This window comes from Pseudoduganella sp. UC29_71 (genome assembly GCF_042693265.1).
In the GTDB taxonomy this organism is placed as follows: Bacteria; Pseudomonadota; Gammaproteobacteria; order Burkholderiales; family Burkholderiaceae_D; genus Rugamonas.
In genome coordinates, this window is record NZ_CP170549.1 from 4,522,270 (window position 1) to 4,546,219 (window position 23,950).

A 23,950-nucleotide genomic window follows, 5' to 3' on the forward strand; every position below is an offset into this window, starting at 1 on the left:
GCGAAAACCGCCCCTTATTCTTTACTGCGCGCCGACCAGGGCGGTGACGCGGATGGTCTTGGTTTCCGGGATCTCGGCGTGCGACAGTACCTTCAGTTGCGGCAGCGCGCGGCGCAGGAAGCGCGACAGCAAGGTGCGCAGCGGGCCGGGCACCAGCAGCACCGGCGTCAGCCCCAGCGCTTCCTGCTGCGCGGCGGCGGCCTGCGCCTGCTGGGCGATGGTGTCGGCCAGGCCGGGCTCGATGCCGGCGCCGTCCGGGCCGCTGGCGGCCAGCGCCTGCATCAGCAGGCGTTCCAGGCGGTTGTCCAGGGTCATCACCGACAGCTCGCCGCCGGTCGGGAACAGCTGCTGCACGATGGCGCGGCCCAGCGAGATGCGCACCAGCGCGGTCAGCTCGTTCGGGTCCTGCGTGTGCACGGTGTGCTCGGCCAGGGTTTCGATAATCGAGCGCATGTCGCGGATGTGCACGCCTTCGGACAGCAAGTTCTGCAGCACCTTCTGCAGGGTCGACAGCGACAGCATCTTCGGCACCAGGTCTTCCACCAGCTTGGGCGATTCCTTGCCCAGGTGGTCCAGCAGCGCCTGCACTTCGGCACGACCCAGCAGCTCGGACGCGTGCGTGGTGATCAGGTGGTTCAGGTGGGTGGCGACCACGGTGCCGGCATCGACCACGGTGTAACCCATGGTCTGCGCCTGGTCGCGCAGGCTGGCGTCGATCCAGATGGCGGGCAGGCCGAAGGCCGGATCTTCGGTCACCAGGCCGGGCAAGGTGCCGCTGGCCATGCCAGGGTTGATGGCCAGGAACTGGCCGTTGAACGCTTCGCCCGCGCCCACTTCCACGCCCTTGAGCGCGATGCGGTAGGCGGACGGCTTCAGTTCCAGGTTGTCGCGGATGTGCACCGGCGGCGCCAGGAAGCCCACTTCCTGCGCGAACTTCTTGCGGATGCCCTTGATGCGCTTGAGCAGCTCGCCGCCTTGGGTCTTGTCGACCAACGGGATCAGGCGGTAGCCCACTTCCAGGCCCAGCGTGTCGACCGGCAGGATGTCTTGCCAGCTGGCTTCTTCCTGCTCGGGCGCGGGCGCTGCCGCCGCCGCCGCGGCCGCGGCCGCTTCGGCGGCCGGCGTGCCGGGCGCCCCGCCCCCGCCGCCGGCGCGTTCCTTGGCGCGCTTGTCCATCAGATAGCCGGCGCCGCCCAGCACGCCCGCCAGCAGCAGGAACACCAGGTTGGGCATGCCGGGAATCAGGCCCATGCCGCCGATGATGGCGGCGGTAATGTAGAGCACTTGCGGCTTGGCGAACAGCTGGCCGATCACCTGGGTGCCGATGTCCTGCTCGCTGGCCACGCGCGAGACGACGATACCGGCTGCGATCGAGATCACCAGTGACGGGATCTGCGCCACCAGGCCGTCACCAATGGCCAGCAGGGTGTAGGTCTTGAGCGCTTCGCCGAAAGCCAGGTCGTGCTGGATCAGGCCGACCAGCAGGCCGCCGACGATGTTGATCACCGTGACCAGGATGCCGGCGATGGCGTCGCCGCGCACGTACTTGGAGGCACCGTCCATGGCGCCGTAGAACTCGGCTTCCATCGACACTTCGCTGCGGCGCTTGCGCGCTTCCGCTTCGCCGATCAGGCCGGCGTTCAGGTCGGCGTCGATGGCCATCTGCTTGCCCGGCATCGCGTCCAGGGCGAAGCGCGCGCCCACTTCGGCGATACGGCCGGCACCCTTGGTGACGACGGTGAAGTTGATGATGGTCAAAATAATGAACACGACGATACCGACCGTGTAGTTGCCGCCGATCAGGAAGTGGCCGAAGGCTTCGATCACCTTGCCGGCCGCCGCCGCGCCGGTGTGGCCTTCGGTCAGCACCACGCGGGTGGACGCCACGTTCAGCGCCAGGCGCAGCATGGTGGACACCAGCAGCACGGTCGGGAAGGCCATGAAGTCCAGCGGCTTGACGGTGTACAGCGCGGTCAGCAGCACGATGATGGACAGCGCGATGTTGAAGCTGAAGAACAGGTCCAGCACGAAGGCCGGCAGCGGCAACACCATCATCGCCAGCAGCATGATGATCAGCACCGGCGCGGCCAGGCTCTTGCTGCCGGCGCTGCTCATGCCGCCGAAGGTGCGGCTCATCCATTCTGGCAGTCTGATGCTGTTCATTGCTGTGCTCCGTTATCCGTTTTGTTATCGGTTTTGTTCTGCAAGGCTTGCTGCTTGGCCAGCTTGGCCGCTTCGTAGTCCGGGTGGTTCGGGTCCATGTCGTTCGGCACGTCCAGCTTGCTTGGACGGTCGGGGTAGCGGCCGCCCGGCTTGAAGGCGCGCAGCTGGAACACATAGGCCAGCACTTCGGCCACGGCCGCGTACAGGCGCTGCGGGATCTCGTCGCCGATGTCGCTGTGCTTGTACAGCGCACGCGCCAGCGCCGGCGCTTCCAGGATGGCCACCTTGTGCTCGCGCGCCAGTTCGCGGATCTTGGCCGCCACCTCGTCGGTGCCCTTGGCCACCACTTTGGGCGCGCCCGAGCCTTCGGTGTACTTCAGCGCCACCGCGTAGTGGGTCGGGTTGGTCACCACCACGTCGGCGGTCGGCACGTCGGCCATCATGCGGCGCTTGGCCATCTCACGCTGCAGCTGGCGGATCTTGCCCTTGATCTGCGGATTGCCGTCGGATTCCTTCGATTCCTGGATCATTTCCTGGCGCGTCATCTTCAGCTTGTTAGCGTAGTGCCACATCTGGTACGGCGCATCGATGGCGGCGATCAGTCCCAGCGCGCCAACGATGAACAAAAAGCTCATGCCCAGCATGTCCAGCATGTGGGCGCTGCCCAGCTTGAACGGTTCCATGGCCAGGCCGATCACGGCGTCTTTCTGCTTCATGACCACCAGGTAGGCCACGAAGCCGACCACAATGGTCTTGGCGATGGCCTTGACCAGCTCCACCAGCGCATTGGTCGACACCATATTGCCCAGGCCGCGCATGGGATTGAGTTTCATCAGGTTGGGGGTGATGGCCTTGCCGCTGAACAGCCAGCCGCCCACCAGCAGCGGCGAGATCAGCGCCACCACCATGACGGCCACGCCCAGCGGCAAGCAGGCCAGCAGCACGCGGCCCACGTCCACGCCGACCCGGGCCAGCAGCACATCGGAGTTGTAGATCTGTTCCTTGCTCAGCGCCAGGCCGGACACCATGGCCGAGGACAGGTCGCGCACCAGGCTGGAGCCGAACATCCACAGCATGGCGCCGGACGTCATCAGCACGGTGAACGTGGCGACTTCACGCGATCGGGGAACGTCGCCTTCTTCACGCGCCTGCTCGAGGCGCTTCTGTGACGCCGGTTCTGTCTTTTCGCTTTCGCTTTCTTCTGCCATGCCGCGCTCCCGCCCGCAATTGCCGTGATATCAGGAGCAATTATCGCTGCGCGCCTGCCGCCGCCATCCATGGAGGAAGGCGGCAAAAGCCCGGCTATTTGATATTACTGTGGGGAAAAATCGGGGTCGGAAAGGGTCAGGCAGGGTCAGGCAGGGGCCAGCAGCGCCAGCTGTTCGGGCGACAGGTAGCACCATTCGCCCTCTTCCAGGCCGAGGGACGCCAGCTGGAGCTGGCCGATAGCGGAGCGGTGCAGCGCGCTGCAGTGGTTGCCGGCGGCCGCCAGCATGCGCTTGACCTGGTGGTACTTGCCCTGCTCCAGCACGATTTCCAGCTGGTGCTCGCCGCGCTGCTCGCACACCAGGGCCGCGAGCGGTGCCGGTTCATCGTGCAGCTGCACGCCGGCCAGCAGCTGGGCCACCAGTTCCGGCGTCACCGGCTCTTGCGTGGTGGCCTGGTAGACTTTGGGAACGTGCCGCTTCGGCGACGATTGTGCATGGATAAAGGGGCCATCGTCGGACATCAGCAGCATGCCGGTGGTGTCGTGATCGAGCCGGCCGACCGGTTGCACCTCACGCCAGCTGAACTGTTCGGGCAGCAGGGTCAGCACGCCGGGATGGTGGCTGGGCTTGCGCGAGCACTCGTAGTTGGCCGGCTTGTTCAGCGCGATGTACAGGTGTTCGCGGTACACCCACTCTTCGTCGAAAATGGTCAGCACCAGGCCATCGGTCTCGATGCTGGCTTTATAGTTGTCGTGGACTTCGCCGGCGATGCTGACTTCGCCGTCTTCGATCAGGGCGCGGCAGTATTTGCGCGTGCCGAAACCCTGGGATTGCAGGATGCGGTCTAAGGATAATTTGCTCATAGGGCGAGACTTTACCAGATTTCAAACACAGCTTGACGCAGATCAAAGCCCGCGCATTTTGCTCGGCTACACTGGCTCCACTGTAGGAATTTCCCTAGTGCTGTCGGAAAGGATGCAAGATGAGCTCGCAGAAATCGGCAAGCCGCCACTTGGCGGCGCACGCCACGCGCCTCGGCGTGGAACGCTGGCGGCTGGACGCGGCCGGCATGGCCCCGGCCGCAATGCCGCAGGCCGACTGGCACGCGGCTGCCCAGCAGCACTTCATGGACTGGCTGGCGGACGGCGGATTCAGAAATGAAAACAGCGGCAATGACGCCGCCGTTCTCATGTCCCGTTACGGGACTCAATGCGAGGAATTGAAATTCTCTCGGGTCCGCATCAGCGATGCGGTTGAGTAGTTCGTTTCTGACTTACGGCAAACTTGTGCAGACAACGAGTTAAGCTGTTTATGCGGCCTCCCTAGGAAAGAACTACAACACCAATATAGCCCACCTCGTAAAGAATACAAGTAGAAATCAAGCAGTATTGTCAATGTTGTACTGTGCGCGGACGCACTTAGCGCACGGCCGGCGCGGCGCTGTGCACGGCTGCCTTCATGGCGCCTGCCCCCATGGCGGCGCCGAATTTCTTCAGCACGCGCTCCGGCAAGCCTTCATGCTGGGTGTAGTCGACAATGTCTTCGGCGTGGATGACATCGCGCGCCACGGTGTCCACCGTGCCCAGGCCGTCCGCCAGGCCCATGTCGATGGCGCGCGCGCCGGTCCAGAACAGGCCGGAGAACGTTTCCGGTGTTTCCTTCAGGCGCTTGCCGCGCCCGGTGCGCACCACATCGATGAACTGGGCATGGATCTCGTTGAGCATGGTCTGCGCGTGCGCGCGGTGCTTCTCGCTCAGCGGCGTGAACGGGTCCATAAACCCCTTGTCCGCGCCCGCCGTCAGCAAGCGGCGCTCCACCCCGACCTTGTTCATGATGCCGTTGAAGCCGAAGCCGTCCATCAGCACGCCGATGGAGCCGACGATGCTGGCCTTGTTGACATAGATCTTGTCGCCGGCGGCGGCAATATAATAGCCGCCCGAGGCGCAGATTTCATTGACCACCACATACAGCGGCTTGGCCGGATAACCTTTGCGCAGGCGGCGGATCTCGTCGACGATCATGCCGGCCTGCACCGGGCTGCCGCCCGGGCTGTTAATGTGCAGCACCACCGCCACCGAGCCGTGGTCGGAAAAAGCCTTGTTCAGCGCGGGAATGACGACCGCCGCCGAGCCGCTGCCTTCGGTCTCGATATCGCCTTCAATCTCGATCAGGGCCGTGTGGCGGCCCAGCGTTTCGGAGTCGCTGCCGGGGAAGGTAAAGTCGAAATAAGCGGCGATCGCGACAAATATAAGCACTAACGTCATCAGTTTGAAGAAGATGCTCCAGCGCCGGTTGGCGCGGCGTTCCCGCACGGTGGACAGCACCAGCTTCTCCAGCACCTCGCGTTCCCAGTTCAAGCCGGCCACGGAGGGGGCCGGGGTTGCGGGCGCGCCGCTGTTATTGGTGTCGCTTGTATTGTCGCTCATGGAATCTTAACTCGGGATGGGGGCGCCGCTCAGGCGCGGGCGGGCCGGATGTAGTCGTCCGGCTGCCAGTAAAGTTGTTCGTCGTGCTCAACCACGGCGATGGGACGCAGCCGGCCGCCACGGCACGGACCGCCGGCGCACTGGCCGCTATCCGGGATGTAGACGGCGCCGTGCGTGGAACACATGATGTACAGCTTGCTCGACTCGAAGAATTCGCCCTGGTTCCAGTCCAGTTCGATCGGCACGTGGGCGCAGCGGTTCAGATAGCCGTAGGCCTTGCCTCCGTAGCGCACCACGAAGCCGGTGGCGTCCTCGCCGCCGGCCGTGACCGGAAAGCGCACGCCGCGGCCCAGGTCTTGCACCGCGTCGGCGGCGCAGATCAGGATTTCCACGCTCTCGCTCATCAGGCGTTCTCGTTCAGCCACTGGTGCAGTTCGGCAACGGTCTTGGCCGAGTACATCGGATTGCAGGCTTGTAGCTGGTCAACCGGGTGGGCGCCGTACTCCACCGCCACGCCCGCCGCGCCGGCGTTGTTGGCCATCAACAAGTCGTGGCTGGTGTCGCCTATCATCACGGTGCGCTTCAGGTCCTGGCCCAGCTCGCGGGTCAGCTCCTGCAGCATGGCCGGATGCGGCTTGGAGAAGGTTTCATCGGCGCAGCGGGTGGCGTCGAACATCGACAGCAGCCCGGCCGCGTTCATCGCGCGGTTCAGGCCGACGCGGCTCTTGCCGGTGGCCACGGCCAGGAAATACGCCTGCTGGGACAGCTCCTGCAGCATTTCGCCCACGCCCTTGAACAGCGTCAGCTCGTGATCCTTGGACAGGTAGTGGTAGCGGTAGCGCTCCACCATGCGCGGATAGTATTTGGGATCGATGTTGGGCATGACCGCCTGCATGGCCTCGTACAGGCCCAGGCCGATCACGTGCGAGGCTGCCTCCTCGCCCGGAATGGGCAGGCCCAGATCCTTGGCGGCGGCCTGGATGCAACGGACGATCGTCGATGTGCTGTCCATCAACGTGCCATCCCAATCGAACACGATCAGATCAAATTGCTTTCTTGCCATGTATTCCGGCGCTGCCTGCCGCCGGCTCCTCTTTATGAATTCAATGGTTTACCCAAGCTTACCAAGAATCGCTCGCATTCGGCTGCCAGCGGCGCGTTCAGTGTCATGGTTTTGCCCGTTTCCGGGTGGGTAAACGTAATCTGATGGGCGTGCAGGAACATGCGCTTGAGCGCGCCGCGCGTCGCGTCGGCTTTCTGCAGCGCCTTGTTGAGTGCGAAATCGCCGTACTTGTCGTCACCTGCTATGGGGAAGCCCGAAGATGCCAGATGAACGCGAATCTGGTGCGTGCGGCCGGTTTTCAGCTCGGCTTCCAGCAGCGCGAACTGCTGATATTTTTTCAGCAAGGTAAACACCGTGTGCGACGGCAAGCCGTCCGGCGACACCGACACGCGGCGCTCGCCGTCGGCGGTGGAATACTTCTTCAGCGGCGACTTCACATGCTGGCGGGCATTTTTCCAGTCGCCCACCGCCAGGGTCAGGTAGCGCTTGTCGGTGAGGCCGTCGCGCATCTGCTCGTGCAGATTGGTCAACGCCGAACGTTTCTTGGCCAGCAACAACAGGCCGGACGTGTCCCGGTCCAGCCGGTGTACCAGTTCCAGGAACTTGGCGTCCGGGCGCGAGGCGCGCAGCTGCTCAATGACGCCGAAGGACACGCCCGAGCCGCCATGCACGGCGGTGCCGGCCGGCTTGTCAATCACCAGCAGGTGCGCGTCCTCGAAAATGATGTCGAACTCGGCGGCCGGCACGTTCGATTCGGCCTTTTCCGCCACGCGCACGGGCGGCACGCGCACCACGTCACCTTGTACCAGGCGGTACAATTGATCGATGCGCCCCTTGTTCACACGCACTTCACCCGAGCGCAGGATGCGGTAGATATGGCTTTTCGGCACACCTTTGCAAATACGCAACAGGTAGTTATCGATGCGCTGGCCGGCGTCTTCTTCGCCTATCGTCAGGAATTGTGCTTGCGGCAGGACCTGTGTGGGGACGGCGGCTTGCGGCTTTTGCGCCGCATTCTGGACCATGTTTCGGCCGTTCTTCCCAGAAAATCTCTCTAAGTCCTTCATTTTGAATATATAATCGTTTTGCCGCAGTTTAAGCTGCTGTACGTGTAAGAATAAAAGCACATTTTACACAGGGGCGTACCGCTGGCCTCGCTTATTTAGCAAATTCAGTGGAAATAAATGTATACGCACACTCGTGCGGTCATCAGGGTGGCGACCACTGTCGCCATCGGGTAGCGGGCACGGGTGCTGGGATTAGATTGGCTGGATTGTTAGGATAAGTCCGGCGAGCAAGCACACAGTCGTTGCTCGCTGGTTGATGAAGCTGATTACGCTTGCCGTTTTCGCCAGGCACCATACAAGATGCCATGGCTCGACGCTTTGCGCACGCCTGCCTGCCCCGCCCGCCCCGGCCGACTCACCTCGGCCGCTGGCCTGCTGGATGAGTTGCAAGCAGTGCGCACACTCGGCATGACGCTCGGCCTCATGCGCCCTTTGCGGCCGCAACGCTACCGCGTTGCTGCGCCGCATGACGAGGCAAAACCCCTCCGCCTCCTTACTCCCGCGTATATCCCTGGTATCACGCCGTTCCCGAGGGAACGGCAAGAGATGGCCTTCGGGCCGCGGAGTTAATAAAAATGAAACGCATGTTGTTCAATGCGACGCAGCAAGAAGAGTTGCGCGTTGCCATCGTCGACGGTCAGAAACTGATCGACATCGACATCGAAACCGCTGGCCGTGAGCAGCGCAAGTCCAACATCTACAAAGGCGTCATCACCCGCATCGAGCCGTCGCTGGAAGCGTGCTTCGTCAGCTACGGCGAAGACCGCCACGGTTTCCTGCCGTTCAAGGAAGTGGCGCGCAGCTACTTCCGCGAAGGCGTGGACGTGCGCAACGCCTCCGTCAAGGAAGCCCTGCGCGAAGGCCAGGAAATCATGGTGCAGGTGGAAAAAGAGGAGCGCGGCAACAAAGGGGCGGCCCTGACCTCCTTCATCTCGCTGGCCGGCCGCTACCTGGTCCTGATGCCGAACAACCCGCGCGGCGGCGGCGTATCGCGCCGCGTCGAAGGCGAAGAACGCCAGGAACTGCGCGAAACCATGGACAAGCTGGACCTGCCGCAAGGCATGTCCGTGATCGCCCGCACTGCCGGCATCGGCCGCAATGTCGAAGAGCTGCAGTGGGACTTGAACTACCTGATGCAGCTGTGGCGCGCCATCGAAGGCGCCGGCAAGGCCGCCTCGGGCGCCTTCCTGATCTACCAGGAATCGTCGCTGGTCATCCGCGCCATCCGTGACTATTTCCAGCCGGACATCGGCGAAATCCTGATCGACACCGACGTTATCTACGAACAAGCTCATCAGTTCATGAGCCACGTGATGCCGGACATGGTGCACCGCGTGAAGCGCTACAGCGACGACGTGCCGCTGTTCTCGCGCTTCCAGATCGAACACCAGATTGAAACCGCGTACTCGCGCACCGTGCCGCTGCCATCGGGCGGCGCCATCGTCATCGACCACACCGAAGCGCTGGTGTCGGTGGACGTGAACTCGGCCCGCGCCACGCGCGGCTCGGACATCGAGACCACCGCCTTCAACACCAACTGCGAAGCGGCCGAAGAGGTGGCCCGCCAGCTGCGCCTGCGCGACTTGGGCGGCCTGATCGTGATCGACTTCATCGACATGGAAGTGGCCAAGAACCAGCGCGAAGTGGAACAGCGCCTGAAGGACGCGCTGCACCACGACCGTGCCCGCGTGCAAATGGGCAAGATTTCCCGCTTCGGCCTGATGGAACTGTCGCGCCAGCGCCTGCGTCCTTCGCTGTCCGAAGGGTCGCACGTGACCTGCCCGCGCTGTTCGGGCACCGGCCACATCCGTGACACGGAATCGTCCGCCCTGCAGGTGCTGCGCATCATCCAGGAAGAGGCGATGAAGGAAAACTCGGCCACCATCCACGTGCAAGTGCCGGTGGACGTGGCAGCCTTCCTGCTGAACGAAAAGCGCGGCGAAGTGCTGAAGATCGAGAACCGCCACCGCATCAACGTGATCCTGATCCCGAACAAGCATCTGGACACGCCGCACTACAAGCTGGAGCGCATCAAGCACGACGATCCGCGCCTGGAAGACCACGCCGCCAGCTACACCATGGCCGAGCAAGCCGAAACCGATATGGCCTACAACAAGCGCCAGAAGGAAGAAGCCAAGCCGCGCCAGGAAGCCGTCGTCAAGACCATTACCCCGGCCCAGCCTGCCCCAGTGGTGGAGCGCAAGCCTGCACCGGAACCGGTCAAGGCCGCGCCGGTACTGGCCGCGCCAGCCGAACAAGGTTTCTTCGCCAGGCTGTTCTCCTTCTTCTCGCCGAAGAAGGAAGAGCCGGCAGCAGCGCCCGCACCAGCCCCGGCTGCCAAGCCGGGCGCCGAGCGCGGCGACCGCAACGCCCGTGGCCCGCGCGGCCGCAGCCGCAGCGGCAAGCCAGGCAGCCGCGAGCGTGAAGAACGCGAACCGGGCGTGCGCTCGGGCGCCGACGAGGCAGCCAAGCCGGCCGAAGCCCGTGAAGGCCGTCCAGCCCGTCCGCCGCGTCCACCGCGCGAACCGCGTGAAGGCCAGCCGGCCGACGCCCCGGCCCAGCGCGCTGAGCGTGCCGAGCGTCCGGAGCGTGCTGAACGCCCTGAGCGCGCCGAGCGCCCGGAACGCGCCGAGCGTCCTGAGCGTGCCGAACGTCCGGAGCGCGCCCCGCGTCCACCGCGCGAACCGCGCGGCGACAAGGCTCCAGTTGCTGAGGTGAAAGCCGACGAACTGGCGCTGACCTCAGGCGCAGCCGCCGCAGCCGTGACCCTGACCGGCGCGCCAGCAGCCGCCGCACCGGCGGGCGAAGCACAAGTGAAGGTACCAGCGAACGCCGGCCCTGAAGGCGAGGATGGCGAAGCGCTGGACGGCGAAGAGCCGCGCCGCCGCCGCCGCCGTGGCGGCCGCAACCGCAACCGCCGCGAGCGCGAAGGCGCCGAGGGCGTCGAGGGCGCGGAACTGGCCGAAGGCGAATCCGCACCAGTGATCAGCTTCACCGTGGCCCCGGCCGAAGGCGAAGCCGCTCCGGCAGCAGCGCCTGAGGTAGCTTCACCGGTTGCCATCGCAGCACCGGCCGATCCGACCGTCGCTGAGGCAGCACCGCTTGCCGCCGAAGCCAGCGCCGCCGTGGCTGAAGCCCCGGTCGCCGTTCCCGCTCCGGTCGATCCGACCGTGGCCGTGGATGCGCCGGTGCCTGCGGCGGAAGCCGCTCCGGCCGCAGCCAAGGCTGCTGTTGTAGCCGACGCTGCAGCCGAAGTTGCAGCCGAGCCGGCGCCTGCGGTGGAAACCGCCGCTGCCGCCCCGGTGGCAGCTGAAGCACCGGCCACCGCAGTTGCCGCCCAAGTCGTTGCCGCAGCGCAAGCTGCCCCAGTGACGCCTGAGCCTGCTCCTGCAGCCGAGTACGCTTTCGAGCAGAAACCGCAAGCCGCCGAAGCAGCACCAGCTGCACCGGCCGCCGAGCCGGCAGCCGCACCAGCAGCAGAGGCCGCTCCCGCAGCAGCCGAGCCAGCGCCGGCAGCCGCGCCAGTCGCAAGCGCCCCGGCAGTTGAAGCCGCAGTGGAAGCCGCACCAGCCGCCGCATCGGCTCCGGCTCCGGCTCCGGCATCCGCTCCAGCTCCGGCAGCAGCTCCGGCCCCGGCCGCCAAGCCTGCCGACCTGAACGCGATCCTGGAAGCCGCCGGCCTGACGCTGGCAGCCACCGACCCGGCCAAGCTGCGCGCAGCGCAGGAAGCCGCGTCGCAAGCTGCCGCGACGCCGGTGCGCGTGCCACGCGAGCGCAAGCCGCTGCCGCCGCAAGTGGACGAGCCGCTGATCCAGGTAGACACCCGCCGTTAATGGCCGGGTAGCCAACTAAAAAGGGGAAGCCGCGCGCTTCCCCTTTTCATTGTGGTGCATTGTTATTGCGAGTATGCAAGCGGCAGCAGCATGCCGGGTGCCATCGTGCTATCGTATCCGCATGTCCGAAAAAATCATCCTCTTTACCGACAACCGCTCGCAAGCGGCTGTCGTGCCGGCCGTCCTGCAAGCGCCCACCGGCGACCTGCGGGACCAGCTCGCCCGTCCCCTGCACGACCTGCGCATCTCCGTCACCGACCGCTGCAATTTCCGCTGCGTCTACTGCATGCCCAAGGAAGTGTTCGACAAGGATTACAACTACCTGCCGCACTCCTCCCTGCTCAGTTTTGAAGAGATCACGCGCATCGCGAAAATCTTCATCGCGCACGGCGTCGAAAAGCTGCGCCTGACCGGCGGCGAACCGCTGCTGCGCAAGAACATCGAAAAGCTGATCGGCATGCTGGCCGAGCTGAAGACCGTGCACGGCAAGCCGCTCGACCTCACGCTGACCACCAACGGCTCGCTGCTGGCGAAAAAGGCCCAGTCGCTGAAGGACGCCGGCCTGCAGCGCGTGACCGTGTCGCTGGATGCGCTGGACGACGCCATCTTCAAGCGCATGAACGACGTGGACTTCGCCGTGGCCGACGTGCTGCACGGCTTGGACGTGGCGCACCGCGTGGGCCTGGGGCCGATCAAGGTGAACATGGTGGTCAAGGGCGGCATGAACGACCACGAGATCCTGCCGATGGCGCGCTACTTCAAGAACACGCCGTTCATCCTGCGCTTCATCGAATACATGGACGTGGGCGCCTCCAACGGCTGGAAGCTGGATGAGGTGGTGCCGTCGGCCGAGGTGGCGCGCCGCATCGGCGCCGAGCTGCCGATCGAGCCCATCGCCGCCAACTACGCCGCCGAAACCGCAGAGCGCTGGCGCTACCGCGACGGCAGGGGCGAGATCGGCCTGATTTCGAGTGTAACCCAGGCCTTCTGCCAAAACTGTACCCGTGCCCGCCTCTCCACCGAGGGTAAGCTGTACACCTGTTTGTTCGCCACGCGCGGACACGACCTGCGCGCCCTGCTGCGCGATGGCAGCAGCGACGAGCAGATCGCCGGCGCCGTCAGCCACCTGTGGCAGGCGCGCGGCGACCGTTACTCGGAACTGCGCACCAGCCAGACGGCGGGCATCACCAAAAAAGTCGAGATGTCATATATCGGGGGATAGTTTGAGCGTGAAAAACAGCGTCACCGGCAACATCACCGGCTTGATCCTTGCCGGCGGACGCGGCACCCGCATGGGCCGCGTCGACAAAGGATTGCAGCCCTTCCACGGCAGCACCCTGGCCGCGCACGTGCTGCAGCGCCTGGCGCCGCAAGTGGCCAGCGTGGCCATCAGCGCCAACCGCAACCAGGCGGTCTACGAAGCGATGGGCGTGCCGGTGTGGCCCGATGAGCTGAGCGGCTTCGAAGGCCCGCTGGCCGGCCTGCAAACGGCGCTGCGGCACTGCACCACAGACCTGCTGCTGACCGCTCCCTGCGACTCACCCTTCCTGCCCGCCGACCTGGCCGAACGCCTGCACGCCGCCCTGCGCGAGCAGGACGCCGACCTGGCCGTGGCCGTCACCACCGAGTCCGACGAAAGCGGCGACAGCTATCAGCGCGTGCATCCCGTGTTCAGCCTGATGAAAACCAGTGTGCTGCCGCAGCTCAGCGCCTATCTCGACAGCGGGGCGCGCCGCATGGACGGTTGGTACAAAGCCGTGCGGGTGGCCGAAGTGATGTTCAGCGATGGCGCCGCCTTCCGCAACATCAACACCTTGGGCGACCTGAAGGACATGGAAGCGCTGGCCGCACGCGGCCACGGCGCCGAAGCTGCGGCTGGTGCGCCTGGTGCGCCTGGTGCGCCTGGCGCGGCTGCCGGGCTGGCGGCCGTCGCCGCTGCCGCCGGCACCGCCGGCTACACGCCGGACGCCATGCCGGTCGAACAGGCGCAAGCCATCATCCGCGGCCTGGTGCAGCAGATGCACCGACACTCCCCGACGCCGCTGGCCCAGAAAGTCGGCCTGCGCCATGCGTTGGACCGCGTGCTGGCCGTCGACATCATCTCCCCCATCGACGTCCCCGCGCACGACAACTCCGCCATGGACGGCTACGCCTTCCGCGGCGCCGACCTCAAGCCGGACGCGCCCACCACCTTCAAGGTCGTGGCCACCGCCTACGCCGGCCGCCCCGCCGCCGTACCGGCCGGCCCCGGCGAATGCGTGCGCATCATGACGGGCGCCGTCATGCCCGCCGGGCTGGACACCGTGCTGCCGCAGGAATTGGCCGCCGCCGTGGGCGACGGCAGCGTCACCGTGGCGCCCGGCAGCATCGCGCCCGGCGCCAACCGCCGCTTCCGTGGCGAGGACCTGGCTGCAGGCTCCCCCCGCGCTGCGCAAAGGCAAGCGCCTGCGCCCGGCCGACCTTGGCCTGATCGCCTCGCTGGGCATCGCCGAGGTGGCCGTGCACAGCCGCCTGCGCGTGGCCTATTTCTCCACCGGCGACGAACTGCGCTCCGTCGGCGAGCCGCTCGACGCAGGCAGCATCTACGACAGCAACCGCTACACGCTGTTCGGCATGCTGCAGCGCCTCGGCTGCGAACCCATCGACATGGGCAGCGTGAAGGACGACCCGGACGCGCTGCGCGCCGCGCTGCGCAGCGCCTGCGCGCATGCGGACGTGGTGCTCACCACCGGCGGCGTATCGACCGGCGCGGCCGACTACATCCGCCAGATCATGGCGGAGCTGGGCGACGTGGCGTTCTGGAAGCTGGAGATGCGGCCCGGCCGGCCGCTGGCGTTCGGCCGCATCGCGGCCAACGGCCACAGCGCCCTGCTGTTCGGGCTGCCGGGCAATCCGGTGGCGGCCATGGTGGCGTTCTACTTCTTCGCGCGCGCCGCACTGCTGCAGATGATGGGGGCCGACGCGGCGCAACAGGCGCTGCCGGTGATGCGCGCGCGCAGCGCGACTGCCATCCGCAAGAAGCCGGGGCGGACGGAGTATCAGCGCGGCATCGTGGCCGTCAATGGCAACGGCGAGCAGGAAGTGCGCATCACGGGTGCGCAAGGATCGGGTATCTTGCGCTCGATGTCGGAGGCGAACTGCATGGTGATCCTGGCCGCAAGCCAGGGTGACGCTGCGCCGGGCGATATGGTGGACGTGGTGCTGTTCGACGGGCTGGTTCGAGCCGCTGGCTGCACTGGCGGGTTACGCGGCTGCACCGCTAACCCGCCCTACTCTTCGTGCGTCGTAGGGCGGGTTAGCGGGGCCTGCCCCGCGTAAGCCGCCGAGCATGCCGCCAGCTAGCTGTCCGCCGCGTCATGATCGGTGTCCGGCCCCAGCATCAGTTGGGACGCTTCGCTGGGCAGCGCTTCCACGGTCTTCAGCTTGCGCGCCATCTGGCGGCTGCGCACTTCGGCGGTTTCGATGTTGCGCGCGGCCTTTTCCAGGGTCAGCTTGGTGGCGGCCAGCACGTCGCCGAACTTGCCAAACTCCGTCTTCACCGCCCCCAGCACCTGCCACACTTCCGACGAGCGCTTCTCCAGCGCCAGCGTGCGGAAGCCCATCTGCAAACTGTTCAGCAATGCCATCAAGGTGGACGGGCCGGCGATGCTGACCCGGTTCACGCGCTGCAGTTCATCGGCCAAGCCCGGCCGGCGCATCACCTCTGCGTACAAGCCTTCGGTCGGCAGGAACAGGATGGCGAAATCGGTGGTCTGCGGCGGCGCCAGGTATTTTTCCGCAATGGTCTTGGCCTCGCCGCGTACGGCGCGCTCCAGCTCGCGCCCGGCCGTTGCCACGCCCTCGGCGTCGGCCCGCTCGGCCGCCTCCAGCAGGCGCTCATACTGCTCTTTCGGGAACTTGGCGTCGATCGGCATCCACACCGGCGCGCCGCCCGCCACCTGGCCCGGCAGCTTGAGCGCGAATTCCACGCGCGCGTTGCTGCCCGCCACCGTCTCCACGTTCTTGGCATACTGCTCCGGCGTCAGCACCTGCTCCAGCAGCATTTCCAGCTGCACCTCGCCCCAGGTGCCGCGCGTTTTCACGTTGGTCAGCACCCGCTTCAGGTCGCCCACGCCCTGCGCCAGCAGCTGCATCTCGCCCAAGCCCTGGTGCACCCGCTCCAGCCGCTCCGACACCTGCTGGAACGACGCGCTCAGGCGCGCCTCCAGCGTGGCGTGCAGCTTCTCGTCCACCGTCTTGCGCATCTCCTCCAGCCGCGCGCCGTTATCGGTCTGCAGCTCGCGCATCTTCACTTCCAGCGTCGCGCGCACCTCCAGCAGGCGGCGCGCGTTCGATTCGGTCAGCACCTCGATCTGGCGCCGCATGCCGTCCAGCTGCTGTACCGTGGCCGCGTGCGACTGCGACAAGGTCTGGCCCATCTCCTGGCGCGACGCCTGCGCCGTGGCCTGCAGCTGCATGCGCACTTCGCGCTCCACGCGCTCAATGTGGGAAGCCAGCTCCGCATGGCCGCCGCCCTGGCTGCGCCCGCGCAGCAGGGCAAGAATTTGCAGCACCAGGAGCAGCGCGCCGAGCGCCAGCAGGACGAAGAATTCGATATGGGTCATAAGCCAGGTTTAGTGCGGATGATTCCGCATCCAGTCCGCCGTCTGGTAGAACGATTCCATCAGCCGCACGCGCAGCGCTTCGGCAATGCCGACATCCTCCATGGCCCAGGCCATGGCGCGCAGCCACTGGTCGCGTTCACTGGTGCCGATCGGGAACGGCAAATGCCGCGCGCGCAGGCGCGGGTGGCCGAAGCGCTCGACAAAGGAGTCCGGACCGCCCATCCAGCCGGACAGGAACCAGAACAGCTTGTCGCGCGAGCCCTCCGTACTGGGCGGGTGCAGGGCGCGGATGCCGGCAAATTCCGGTTCCAGTTCCATCAGGTCGTAAAAGCGGTCCACCATCTCGCGCAGCTTGGTCTCGCCGCCTATGGTGTCATACAGGGATTGTGGCTCATTCATACCCTCCATCATAGCTTACAGCGCAAAAGCTTGATATTCATCAAACAGTAAAGTGCGGTTTCGGGTGAAACTTTCACTTTGATCAAAAGTTCCGAAGCAAATGAAACTGCCTCTTTATGCCCACCCCACGCTCACCGTTCTGGTGGACGACGGCAGCTCATTTCTGAAGAACCTGCCGTTGCAAGACCACGCGCGCAAGGTCTTTCACCAGGCCGACGAAGCGCTGGCCTGGCTGACGCAAAGCCCGCGCCACGCGCGCGCGCCGCTGCGCGTGCAGCACGACCTGCCGGCGCGCAGCGTGACGGTGGACGTGGAAGGCATCTTCCGCGTCAGCAGCCGGCGCGAGCGCTTTGCCGTGCCGGCCGTGCTGGTGGCGGATTTCTACATGCCGCACATGAACGGCCTGGATTTCTGCCGCGCGCTGCAATACCTGCCCTGCAAGAAGATCCTGCTGGTGGACGCGGCCGAGGAACGCATGGCCATCGACGCCATGAACAACGGCCTGATAGACCGCTACGTGCGCAAGCAGGACGCGCACGCGCTGCCGCAACTCGCGCGCCAGATCGCACAGATGCAGCAAGCCTGGTTCCTTGACCAGGAGCGCGTGGCGCACGGCCTGCTGGCCATGCACGAGTACAGCTTCCTGCAGTGCGCGGCCGTGGCCGAGGTGGTGCGCCAGCTCTACCAGGGCCACGGCTTTGTGGAGCACTACATCTTCCCGCAGCCGAACGGCATCCTGCTGATAGACGGTGCGGGAGCAGCCCAGCTGATGGTGGTGGAGACCGAAGCGGGCATGCGTGCGCAGTACGAGATCGCGCGCGACAGCGGCGCGCCCCGCCCGCTGCTGCAAGCGCTGGAGCAGCGCCAGGTGCTGCCCTTCTTCCATCACAGGGGCGGCGACGGCATGTACGACAAGGCCATCGGCGGCAGCTGGCAGCGCTACTGCCGGGAGCCGCAGGTATGCCAGGGCGAGCAGACCTACTACTGGGCGCTGTTCGACCTGCCAGCCAGCTACTTGCACGAGCAGCCGTACACGCACGCGCAGTACGCCGGCGAGGCCACGTAGTTAGGCCTCGCGCAGCGTCTGCAGCGGCGGCTTGCGCAGCACGCCGCGCAAGCCCAGCCAGCCGCCGGCGATGGCGCACAGCGCGCCCACCGCCAGGCCGGCCAGCCACACGCCGGGATTGAACGCCCACTCGAACTTGAACTGGTAGGTGGCCAGGCCCCAGCCCATGGCCGCCGCGCCGGTCGCCGCCAGCAGGCCAGCCAGCGCGCCCACCAGCGTGAACTCGATCAGCTGCGCCTGCGACAGCTGCTTGCGCGTCGCGCCCAGCGCGCGCAGCAGGCCGGCCTCGCGGGTGCGCTCGTCCTGCGATCCCATCAGCGCCGCATACAGCACCAGCACGCCGGACAGCAGGGTGAAGGCAAACAGGAACTCCACCGCCATGATCACCTGGTCCAGCACCGCCTGCACCTGGCGCAGCACGCTGCCCACGTCCACGATGGTCAGGTTGGGATAGTCGCGCGTGAGCGCGTTGCCCAGTGCGGCCTGCGCCTTGGGCAGGTGGAAGGCCGTGATCCAGCTTTGCGGCGTGTCCGCCATCGCTTTCGGATTGATGATGACGAAGAAGTTCACCCGCATCGAGCCCCATTCCAGCTTGCGCAAGCTGGTGATCTTCGCCTCCACCGGCGAGCCGGCGATATCGAAGCGCATGGTGTCGCCCAGCTTCAGGCGCAAGGTCTTGGCTATGCCCTCCTCCACCGACGCTTCCGCCGCGCCGGCTGGAACGGCGGCATCGTTGAACCACTTGCCCGCCGCGATGCGGTTCCCGTCCTGCATGCTGTCCATGGTGGACAGGTTGAATTCGCGGTCCGCCAGGCCGCGCGCGCGGTCGTCCGTGTAGGTGGCGGCGGTGATGGCCTCGCCGTTCACGGCAACCAGGCGGCCCCGTATCATCGGGTACAGCGGCGCGTTCACCACGCCGGCGCTGGCCAGTCGCTTCGCGATCTCGTCCTTCTGCTCCGGCTGGATGTTGATGATGAAGCGGTTCGGCGCATCGGCCGGCGTGGCGTTGCGCCAGGCCGTCATCAGGTCGCCGCGCACCACGGTCAGCAGCAGCAAGGCCATCAGGCCCAGCGCCAGCGACACGATCTGGATCACCGTGGCGCCCGGACGGCGCTGCAGCGACGTCACGGCGAAGCGCCAGGCCTGGTGGCTGAAGGCGCCGCGCAGGGATTTCAGCGACTTCAAGCCCAGCCAGCCCACCAGCGCGAACACGGCAAACGCGCCGAGGAAGCCGAGCGCCGTCATCAGCGCCAGCTTGGCATCGCCGGCCTGCCACAGGAGCAGCAGCACGAAGCTGCCCAGGCCCAGGCCATAGGTGGCCAGCGCCATCGGCTGCGGCGGGGCCGCCTCGCGGCGGATCACGCGGTTGTGCGGCACGTTGCGCAGCTGGAGTATCGGCGGCAGCGCGAAGCCGGCCAGCAGCAGCATGCCGGTGGCCACGCCTTGCAGCGCGGGGCGGATGCTGGCCGGCGGCAAGTCGTTCGCCACCAGCTTGCCGAGCGCCTCGAGCAGCACGAAATGGCTGCCGAAACCGAGCGCCACGCCGATCACGCTGCCCGTCAGGCCCACCAGCAGGAACTCGATCAGGTACATGGCCGTGGCCTGATTCTGCGTCAGGCCCAGGCAGCGCAGCATGGCGCAGGCGTCCAGGTGGCGCGTCATGAAGCGGCGCGCGGCCATGGCCACGGCCACCGCCGCCAGCATGGCCGACAGCAGGCCCACTAGCGACAGGAAGCGGTCGGCGCGCTCCAGGGTCGAGCGCATCTCGGGGCGGCCCGCTTCCAGCGAATCGACGCGCACGCCTTTCACACCGCCCTGTTCGATCTGCGCGCGCAGCCAGGTTTCGTACGCCTTGATCTCCTCGCCACGCTGCGGCGGCGCCGCCAGCAGCAGGCGGTAGGTGACGCGCGCGCCCGGCTGCACCAGGTTGGTGGCCGCCAGGTCGGGCAGCGGCAGCATCACGCGCGGCGCGAAGTTCATGAAGGACGCGCCGCGGTCCGGCTCGGCCGCGATCAGGCGCGCCACCATGAAGCTCTTGTCGCCCAGCTTGATCTCGTCGCCCACGGCCGTCTTCAGCGCGCCCAGCAGGCCGGCGTCCACCCAGGCCGTACCGGGCTGCGGCACATCGTCCGCGGCAACGCCGACACCGTCGTTGGCCTGCTCGGGATCGGTGCTGGTCTTGACGCGGCCGCGCAGCGGATAGCCGCTGCTGACCGCCTTCAGCGACACCAGCTGCGACAGCACCGCCTCACCCTGGCCGGCCTGCGCCATGCTGGGGAACACCACCGTGTCGGCCAGCAGCAAACCGCGCCGCTGCGCCTCCGCGCGCCATGCCGGGTCCACCGGCTGGTCCGCGTTCACCACCATGTCCGCGCCCAGCAGCTGGTGCGCGTCGCGGTCCAGCGCGGCGCGCAGCCGGTCAATGAAAAAGCCGGACGCCGACAGCGCCGACACGGCCACGATCAGCGCCACCAGCAGGAAGCGCAGCTGCCCGGCGCGCCAATCGCGCAAGGTCATCCGTAAAGCAAGTTTGAACATGCGATGCTCCAATCTTCCTGGCGGGCTGTGCCGCATTCGGGGTCTGACCCCGAATGCGGCACAGCCCGCTTGATGGCGGTAGGCGGTAGGCGGTAGGCGGTAGGCGCTTAGGCAGTTAGCGGTCAGGCGGGGATGGCGGCGAAGAAGGCGTCCACTTCGGCCAGGAATTGCTGCTTTTGCTCCGGCGGCAGGAAGGATGCCTGGAAGCTGTTGCGGGCCAGGCGCTGGGCGTGCGACAGGCCCAGCGGCAGCGCTTCGAAGGTGGCGATGAAGTTGTCGTTCAGGTAGCCGCCGAAGTAGGCCGGGTCGTCGGAGTTCACGGTGGCCATCAGGCCGGCGTCCAGCAGCTGTACCAGGTTGTGGTCCTGCATCTGGTCGAATACGCGCAGCTTGGTGTTCGACAGCGGGCATACCGTCAGGGCGATCTGCTCGCGCGCCACGCGCGCCGTCAGCGCGGCGTCGTCCAGCACGCGCACGCCGTGGTCGATGCGCTCGACCTGCAGCACGTCCAGCGCCGACTGGATGTAGGCAGGCGGGCCTTCTTCGCCGGCGTGCGCCACCAGGTGCAGGCCCAGCTCGCGGCAGCGTGCGAATACGCGCGCGAATTTTTCCGGCGGGTGGCCTACTTCGGACGAGTCCAGGCCGACGCCGATGATCTTGTCCAGGTGCGGCAGCGCGGCGTCCAGCGTGGCCAGCGCGTCTTCTTCGGACAGGTGGCGCAGGAAGCACATGATCAGGGTGGCGCTGACCGGGCTGTCCTGGCAGGCGCGGTAGATGCCGTTGAACACGGTGGCCATGGCCACGCCGCGCGCGGTGTGCGTTTGCGGGTCGAAGAAGATTTCGGTGTGGCGAACGTTGTCCTGCTCGGCCTTTTTCAGGTAGGCCGCGGTCATGTCGTAGAAGTCCTGCTCTTGCAGCAGCACGCTGGCGCCGGCGTAGTAGATGTCGAGGAAGGATTGCAGGTCGGTGAAGGCGTAGGCGGCGCGCAGCGCGTCCACCGACGCGTAGGGCAGCGCCACGCCGTTGCGCCCGGCCAGCGCGAAGATCAGTTCCGGCTCCAGCGAACCTTCAATGTGGATGTGCAGTTCTGCCTTGGGCATGGTTTGCACCACGGTGCGTAGCTGGTTGTTCATGTTGTTTCTTTCATGTGTATCGCGATGCGGCCATCTTAACGGCAAAGCAAAATGCGCGCACGGTTTGCATGGGTGTCGGCATGACCGCTTCAGCCGTGCTAATGTGGCACAAAAGCACCGGAAAAACGCCCTGAATACCACTTAAAATTTATGTTTTATGACTATTTTCCGCTTTAAAATCAATAAGTTGCATAAACCAATTAAGTAAGTTACGACATACCTTTTGACTTCCTGAACCAATAGCGCAATAATAAATTTCATAGACGTAAGATGCGTTTCGACATACACACAAACATGCCGGCAAAAGTCCACCGCACGGCCACAAAGTTCAGCTCCAAGGTACGGGCAATCCGTGCCGGCACAGGCAGCTGGCAACGACAAAAAAAGAACAAACATACAGGAGTAGGTATCGATTAAGACCAGGGCCAGCAGCCGTCTTGACTGCCGACCAAGTGACTAGCAGGTTTACATCAAAGGACATTCAAATGACCATTTTTGACAACTACGCAGCACGGTACGAGCGCACCAAGGAAGAGGAAATGTCGATGACAGAGTACCTCGCGCTCTGCAAGAAGGACAGGCTGACCTATGCCACCGCGCCCGAGCGCATGCTGGCCGCCATCGGCGAACCCACGCTGGTCGACACGCGCAACGACACGCGCCTGTCGCGCATTTTCGCCAACAAGGTCATCAAGATCTATCCCGCCTTCCGCGAGTTTTACGGCACCGAGGAAGTGATCGAACAAGTGGTGTCCTTCTTCCGCCACGCCGCGCAAGGCCTGGAGGAACGCAAGCAGATCCTTTACCTGCTGGGTCCGGTGGGCGGCGGCAAGTCGTCGATCGCCGAGAAGCTCAAGTCGCTGATGGAGCAGGTGCCGTTTTACTGCCTGAAGGGCTCGCCGGTCAACGAGTCGCCGCTGGGCCTGTTCAACGAGGCCGAGGACGGCACCATCCTGGAAGAGGACTACGGCATACCGCGCCGCTACCTGCGCAACATCCCGAGTCCGTGGGCCGTCAAGCGCCTGCACGAATTCAACGGCGACATCAACCAGTTCCGCGTGGTCAAGCGCTACCCGTCCATCCTGAAGCAGATCGCCATCTCGAAGACCGAGCCGGGCGACGAGAACAACCAGGACATTTCCTCGCTGGTGGGCAAGGTCGACATCCGCAAGCTGGAGGACTACGCGCAGGACGATCCGGACGCCTACAGCTATTCGGGCGGCCTGTGCCTGGCCAACCAGGGCTTGATGGAGTTCGTCGAGATGTTCAAGGCCCCCATCAAGGTGCTGCACCCGCTGCTGACGGCCACCCAGGAGGGCAACTACAAGGGCACCGAGGGCTTCGGCGCGATCCCGTTCGACGGCATCATCCTGGCGCACTCCAACGAGTCCGAGTGGAAGGCCTTCAAGAACAACCGCAACAACGAGGCATTCCTCGACCGTATCTATATCGTCAAGGTGCCGTACTGCCTGCGCGTGACCGACGAGATCAAGATCTACGACAAGCTGCTGGTGAATTCCTCGCTGGAGAAGGCGCCGTGCGCGCCCGGCACGCTGAAGATGATGGCCCAGTTCGCCATCCTGTCGCGCCTGAAGGACCCGGAGAATTCCTCCATCTTCAGCAAGATGCTGGTGTACGACGGCGAGAACCTGAAGGACACCGACCCGAAAGCGAAGTCCATCCACGAGTACGTGGACTACGCCGGGGTGGACGAGGGCATGAGCGGGCTGTCGACGCGCTTCGCCTTCAAGATCCTGTCCAAGGTGTTCAACTTCGACACCACCGAAGTGGCCGCCAATCCGGTGCACCTCTTGTATGTGCTGGAGCAGCAGGTCGAGCGCGAGCAGTTCCCGCCGGAGACCGAGCAGAAATACTTCTCCTATATTAAGGAGCACCTGGCGCAGCGCTACGTGGAGTTCATCGGCAAGGAGATCCAGACCGCCTACCTGGAGAGCTATTCCGAATACGGCCAGAACATCTTCGACCGCTACGTGACGTTCGCCGACTTCTGGATACAGGACCAGGAATACCGCGATCCGGACACCGGCGAGAGCTTCGACCGCGAGTCGCTGAACAACGAGCTGGAGAAGATCGAGAAGCCGGCCGGGATTTCGAACCCGAAAGACTTCCGCAACGAGATCGTCAACTTCGGCTTGCGCGCGCGCGCCAACAACGGCGGCAAGAATCCGGCCTGGACCAGTTATGAGAAGTTCCGCACGGTGATCGAGAAAAAAATGTTCTCGAATACCGAGGAATTGCTGCCGGTGATCTCCTTTAACGCCAAGGCCAGCGCCGAGGACGCCAACAAGCACGCCGACTTCGTGGCGCGCATGGTGGAAAAAGGCTACACCGCGAAACAGGTGCGCTTGCTGTGCGAGTGGTATCTGCGCGTGAGGAAGTCATCCTAAGCCGGCGGTGCGATAATACGGAGCAGGGACGGTCCAACAGCC

At 65.4% G+C, this 23,950-nt stretch carries 17 protein-coding genes and 1 pseudogene; 7 read left to right on the forward strand and 11 right to left on the reverse strand.

Features of this window, described 5'->3' with window-relative positions; translation table 11 throughout:
• Positions 1-21 precede the first annotated feature (21 nt).
• The 3 genes from flhA to ACFJI2_RS20090 form a co-directional block, all read right to left on the reverse strand.
• A complete protein-coding gene (gene flhA / locus ACFJI2_RS20080; protein ID WP_377701578.1) occupies positions 22-2,163 on the reverse strand; it encodes a flagellar biosynthesis protein FlhA in 2,142 nt (713 codons plus the stop codon).
• Positions 2,160-3,371, reverse strand: coding sequence for a flagellar biosynthesis protein FlhB (flhB, locus tag ACFJI2_RS20085; protein ID WP_377701579.1), 1,212 nt, complete (start codon positions 3,369-3,371; stop codon positions 2,160-2,162). Before flhB ends, flhA begins: the two co-directional genes overlap by 4 nt.
• Before the next feature lie 146 nt (positions 3,372-3,517).
• Positions 3,518-4,234, reverse strand: a complete 717-nt coding sequence (locus tag ACFJI2_RS20090; protein WP_377701581.1) for a pseudouridine synthase — start codon at positions 4,232-4,234, stop codon at positions 3,518-3,520.
• Between the two features lie 119 nt (positions 4,235-4,353).
• Between ACFJI2_RS20090 and ACFJI2_RS20095 the strand changes: the two genes are divergently transcribed.
• Entirely contained in the window at positions 4,354-4,632 is a 279-nt protein-coding gene (locus ACFJI2_RS20095; protein ID WP_049813908.1) for a hypothetical protein, read from the forward strand.
• Between the two features lie 157 nt (positions 4,633-4,789).
• On the opposite strand, the gene ACFJI2_RS20100 is transcribed toward ACFJI2_RS20095, so the two are convergent.
• The 4 genes from ACFJI2_RS20100 to rluC are packed head-to-tail and all read right to left on the reverse strand — an operon-like array spanning position 4,790 to position 7,885.
• Positions 4,790-5,797 (reverse strand): S49 family peptidase, encoded by a 1,008-nt coding sequence (locus tag ACFJI2_RS20100; protein WP_377701582.1) that lies wholly within the window; start codon positions 5,795-5,797, stop codon positions 4,790-4,792.
• Between the two features lie 29 nt (positions 5,798-5,826).
• On the reverse strand, positions 5,827-6,201 hold the full coding sequence (locus tag ACFJI2_RS20105) for a Rieske (2Fe-2S) protein (RefSeq protein WP_377701584.1): 375 nt from the start codon (positions 6,199-6,201) through the stop codon (positions 5,827-5,829).
• Positions 6,201-6,860 (reverse strand): HAD-IIIA family hydrolase, encoded by a 660-nt coding sequence (locus ACFJI2_RS20110; RefSeq protein WP_377701585.1) that lies wholly within the window; start codon positions 6,858-6,860, stop codon positions 6,201-6,203. Before ACFJI2_RS20110 ends, ACFJI2_RS20105 begins: the two co-directional genes overlap by 1 nt.
• A gap of 32 nt (positions 6,861-6,892) precedes the next feature.
• Complete coding sequence (rluC, locus tag ACFJI2_RS20115; protein ID WP_377701586.1) at positions 6,893-7,885, reverse strand: 23S rRNA pseudouridine(955/2504/2580) synthase RluC; 993 nt, start codon at positions 7,883-7,885, stop codon at positions 6,893-6,895.
• Between the two features lie 617 nt (positions 7,886-8,502).
• On the opposite strand from rluC, the gene ACFJI2_RS20120 reads away from it, so the two are divergent.
• The 4 genes and pseudogenes from ACFJI2_RS20120 (at position 8,503) to ACFJI2_RS20135 (ending at position 15,078) form a co-directional block, all read left to right on the forward strand.
• Positions 8,503-11,760: an Rne/Rng family ribonuclease gene (locus ACFJI2_RS20120; RefSeq protein WP_377701587.1), complete on the forward strand. Its 3,258-nt coding sequence runs from the start codon at positions 8,503-8,505 to the stop codon at positions 11,758-11,760.
• A 121-nt stretch (positions 11,761-11,881) separates the two neighbouring features.
• A complete protein-coding gene (moaA, locus tag ACFJI2_RS20125; RefSeq protein WP_377701588.1) occupies positions 11,882-12,982 on the forward strand; it encodes a GTP 3',8-cyclase MoaA in 1,101 nt (366 codons plus the stop codon).
• A gap of 70 nt (positions 12,983-13,052) precedes the next feature.
• Positions 13,053-14,123: pseudogene (gene mobA, locus ACFJI2_RS20130) on the forward strand (molybdenum cofactor guanylyltransferase MobA); the annotation flags it as partial.
• A gap of 31 nt (positions 14,124-14,154) precedes the next feature.
• Positions 14,155-15,078 (forward strand): molybdopterin molybdotransferase MoeA, encoded by a 924-nt coding sequence (locus ACFJI2_RS20135; RefSeq protein ID WP_377701589.1) that lies wholly within the window; start codon positions 14,155-14,157, stop codon positions 15,076-15,078.
• 20 nt (positions 15,079-15,098) lie between these two features.
• Here ACFJI2_RS20135 and ACFJI2_RS20140 read toward each other — a convergent pair whose 3' ends face one another.
• Together ACFJI2_RS20140 and ACFJI2_RS20145 are read right to left on the reverse strand one after the other, a co-directional pair.
• Complete coding sequence (locus tag ACFJI2_RS20140; RefSeq protein WP_377701590.1) at positions 15,099-16,364, reverse strand: DNA recombination protein RmuC; 1,266 nt, start codon at positions 16,362-16,364, stop codon at positions 15,099-15,101.
• A gap of 9 nt (positions 16,365-16,373) precedes the next feature.
• On the reverse strand, positions 16,374-16,772 hold the full coding sequence (locus ACFJI2_RS20145; protein ID WP_107873277.1) for a group II truncated hemoglobin: 399 nt from the start codon (positions 16,770-16,772) through the stop codon (positions 16,374-16,376).
• Positions 16,773-16,863: 91 nt separating this feature from the next.
• On the opposite strand from ACFJI2_RS20145, the gene ACFJI2_RS20150 reads away from it, so the two are divergent.
• Entirely contained in the window at positions 16,864-17,829 is a 966-nt protein-coding gene (locus ACFJI2_RS20150; RefSeq protein WP_377701591.1) for a hypothetical protein, read from the forward strand.
• On the opposite strand, the gene ACFJI2_RS20155 is transcribed toward ACFJI2_RS20150, so the two are convergent.
• Positions 17,830-20,367: an ABC transporter permease gene (locus ACFJI2_RS20155; RefSeq protein ID WP_377701592.1), complete on the reverse strand. Its 2,538-nt coding sequence runs from the start codon at positions 20,365-20,367 to the stop codon at positions 17,830-17,832.
• Positions 20,368-20,489: 122 nt separating this feature from the next.
• Positions 20,490-21,500, reverse strand: a complete 1,011-nt coding sequence (locus tag ACFJI2_RS20160; RefSeq protein ID WP_377701593.1) for an adenosine deaminase — start codon at positions 21,498-21,500, stop codon at positions 20,490-20,492.
• Between the two features lie 485 nt (positions 21,501-21,985).
• Between ACFJI2_RS20160 and ACFJI2_RS20165 the strand changes: the two genes are divergently transcribed.
• Positions 21,986-23,908 carry a PrkA family serine protein kinase gene (locus tag ACFJI2_RS20165; protein WP_025595594.1) on the forward strand — a complete coding sequence of 641 codons (1,923 nt, stop codon included), beginning with the start codon at positions 21,986-21,988 and terminating at the stop codon, positions 23,906-23,908.
• Positions 23,909-23,950: the final 42 nt, after the last annotated feature.

Coding starts and splice junctions, on each gene's coding strand:
- ACFJI2_RS20105 (WP_377701584.1), bottom strand. CDS start 6,201: ATGAGCGAGAGCGTGGAAATCCTGATCTGCGCCGCCGACGCGGTGCAA.
- moaA (WP_377701588.1), top strand. CDS start 11,882: ATGTCCGAAAAAATCATCCTCTTTACCGACAACCGCTCGCAAGCGGCT.
- ACFJI2_RS20120 (WP_377701587.1), top strand. CDS start 8,503: ATGAAACGCATGTTGTTCAATGCGACGCAGCAAGAAGAGTTGCGCGTT.
- ACFJI2_RS20165 (WP_025595594.1), top strand. CDS start 21,986: ATGACCATTTTTGACAACTACGCAGCACGGTACGAGCGCACCAAGGAA.
- ACFJI2_RS20140 (WP_377701590.1), bottom strand. CDS start 16,364: ATGACCCATATCGAATTCTTCGTCCTGCTGGCGCTCGGCGCGCTGCTC.
- flhB (WP_377701579.1), bottom strand. CDS start 3,371: ATGGCAGAAGAAAGCGAAAGCGAAAAGACAGAACCGGCGTCACAGAAG.
- ACFJI2_RS20145 (WP_107873277.1), bottom strand. CDS start 16,772: ATGGAGGGTATGAATGAGCCACAATCCCTGTATGACACCATAGGCGGC.
- flhA (WP_377701578.1), bottom strand. CDS start 2,163: ATGAACAGCATCAGACTGCCAGAATGGATGAGCCGCACCTTCGGCGGC.
- rluC (WP_377701586.1), bottom strand. CDS start 7,885: ATGGTCCAGAATGCGGCGCAAAAGCCGCAAGCCGCCGTCCCCACACAG.
- ACFJI2_RS20160 (WP_377701593.1), bottom strand. CDS start 21,500: ATGAACAACCAGCTACGCACCGTGGTGCAAACCATGCCCAAGGCAGAA.
- ACFJI2_RS20095 (WP_049813908.1), top strand. CDS start 4,354: ATGAGCTCGCAGAAATCGGCAAGCCGCCACTTGGCGGCGCACGCCACG.
- ACFJI2_RS20100 (WP_377701582.1), bottom strand. CDS start 5,797: ATGAGCGACAATACAAGCGACACCAATAACAGCGGCGCGCCCGCAACC.
- ACFJI2_RS20150 (WP_377701591.1), top strand. CDS start 16,864: ATGAAACTGCCTCTTTATGCCCACCCCACGCTCACCGTTCTGGTGGAC.
- ACFJI2_RS20155 (WP_377701592.1), bottom strand. CDS start 20,367: ATGTTCAAACTTGCTTTACGGATGACCTTGCGCGATTGGCGCGCCGGG.
- ACFJI2_RS20090 (WP_377701581.1), bottom strand. CDS start 4,234: ATGAGCAAATTATCCTTAGACCGCATCCTGCAATCCCAGGGTTTCGGC.
- ACFJI2_RS20110 (WP_377701585.1), bottom strand. CDS start 6,860: ATGGCAAGAAAGCAATTTGATCTGATCGTGTTCGATTGGGATGGCACG.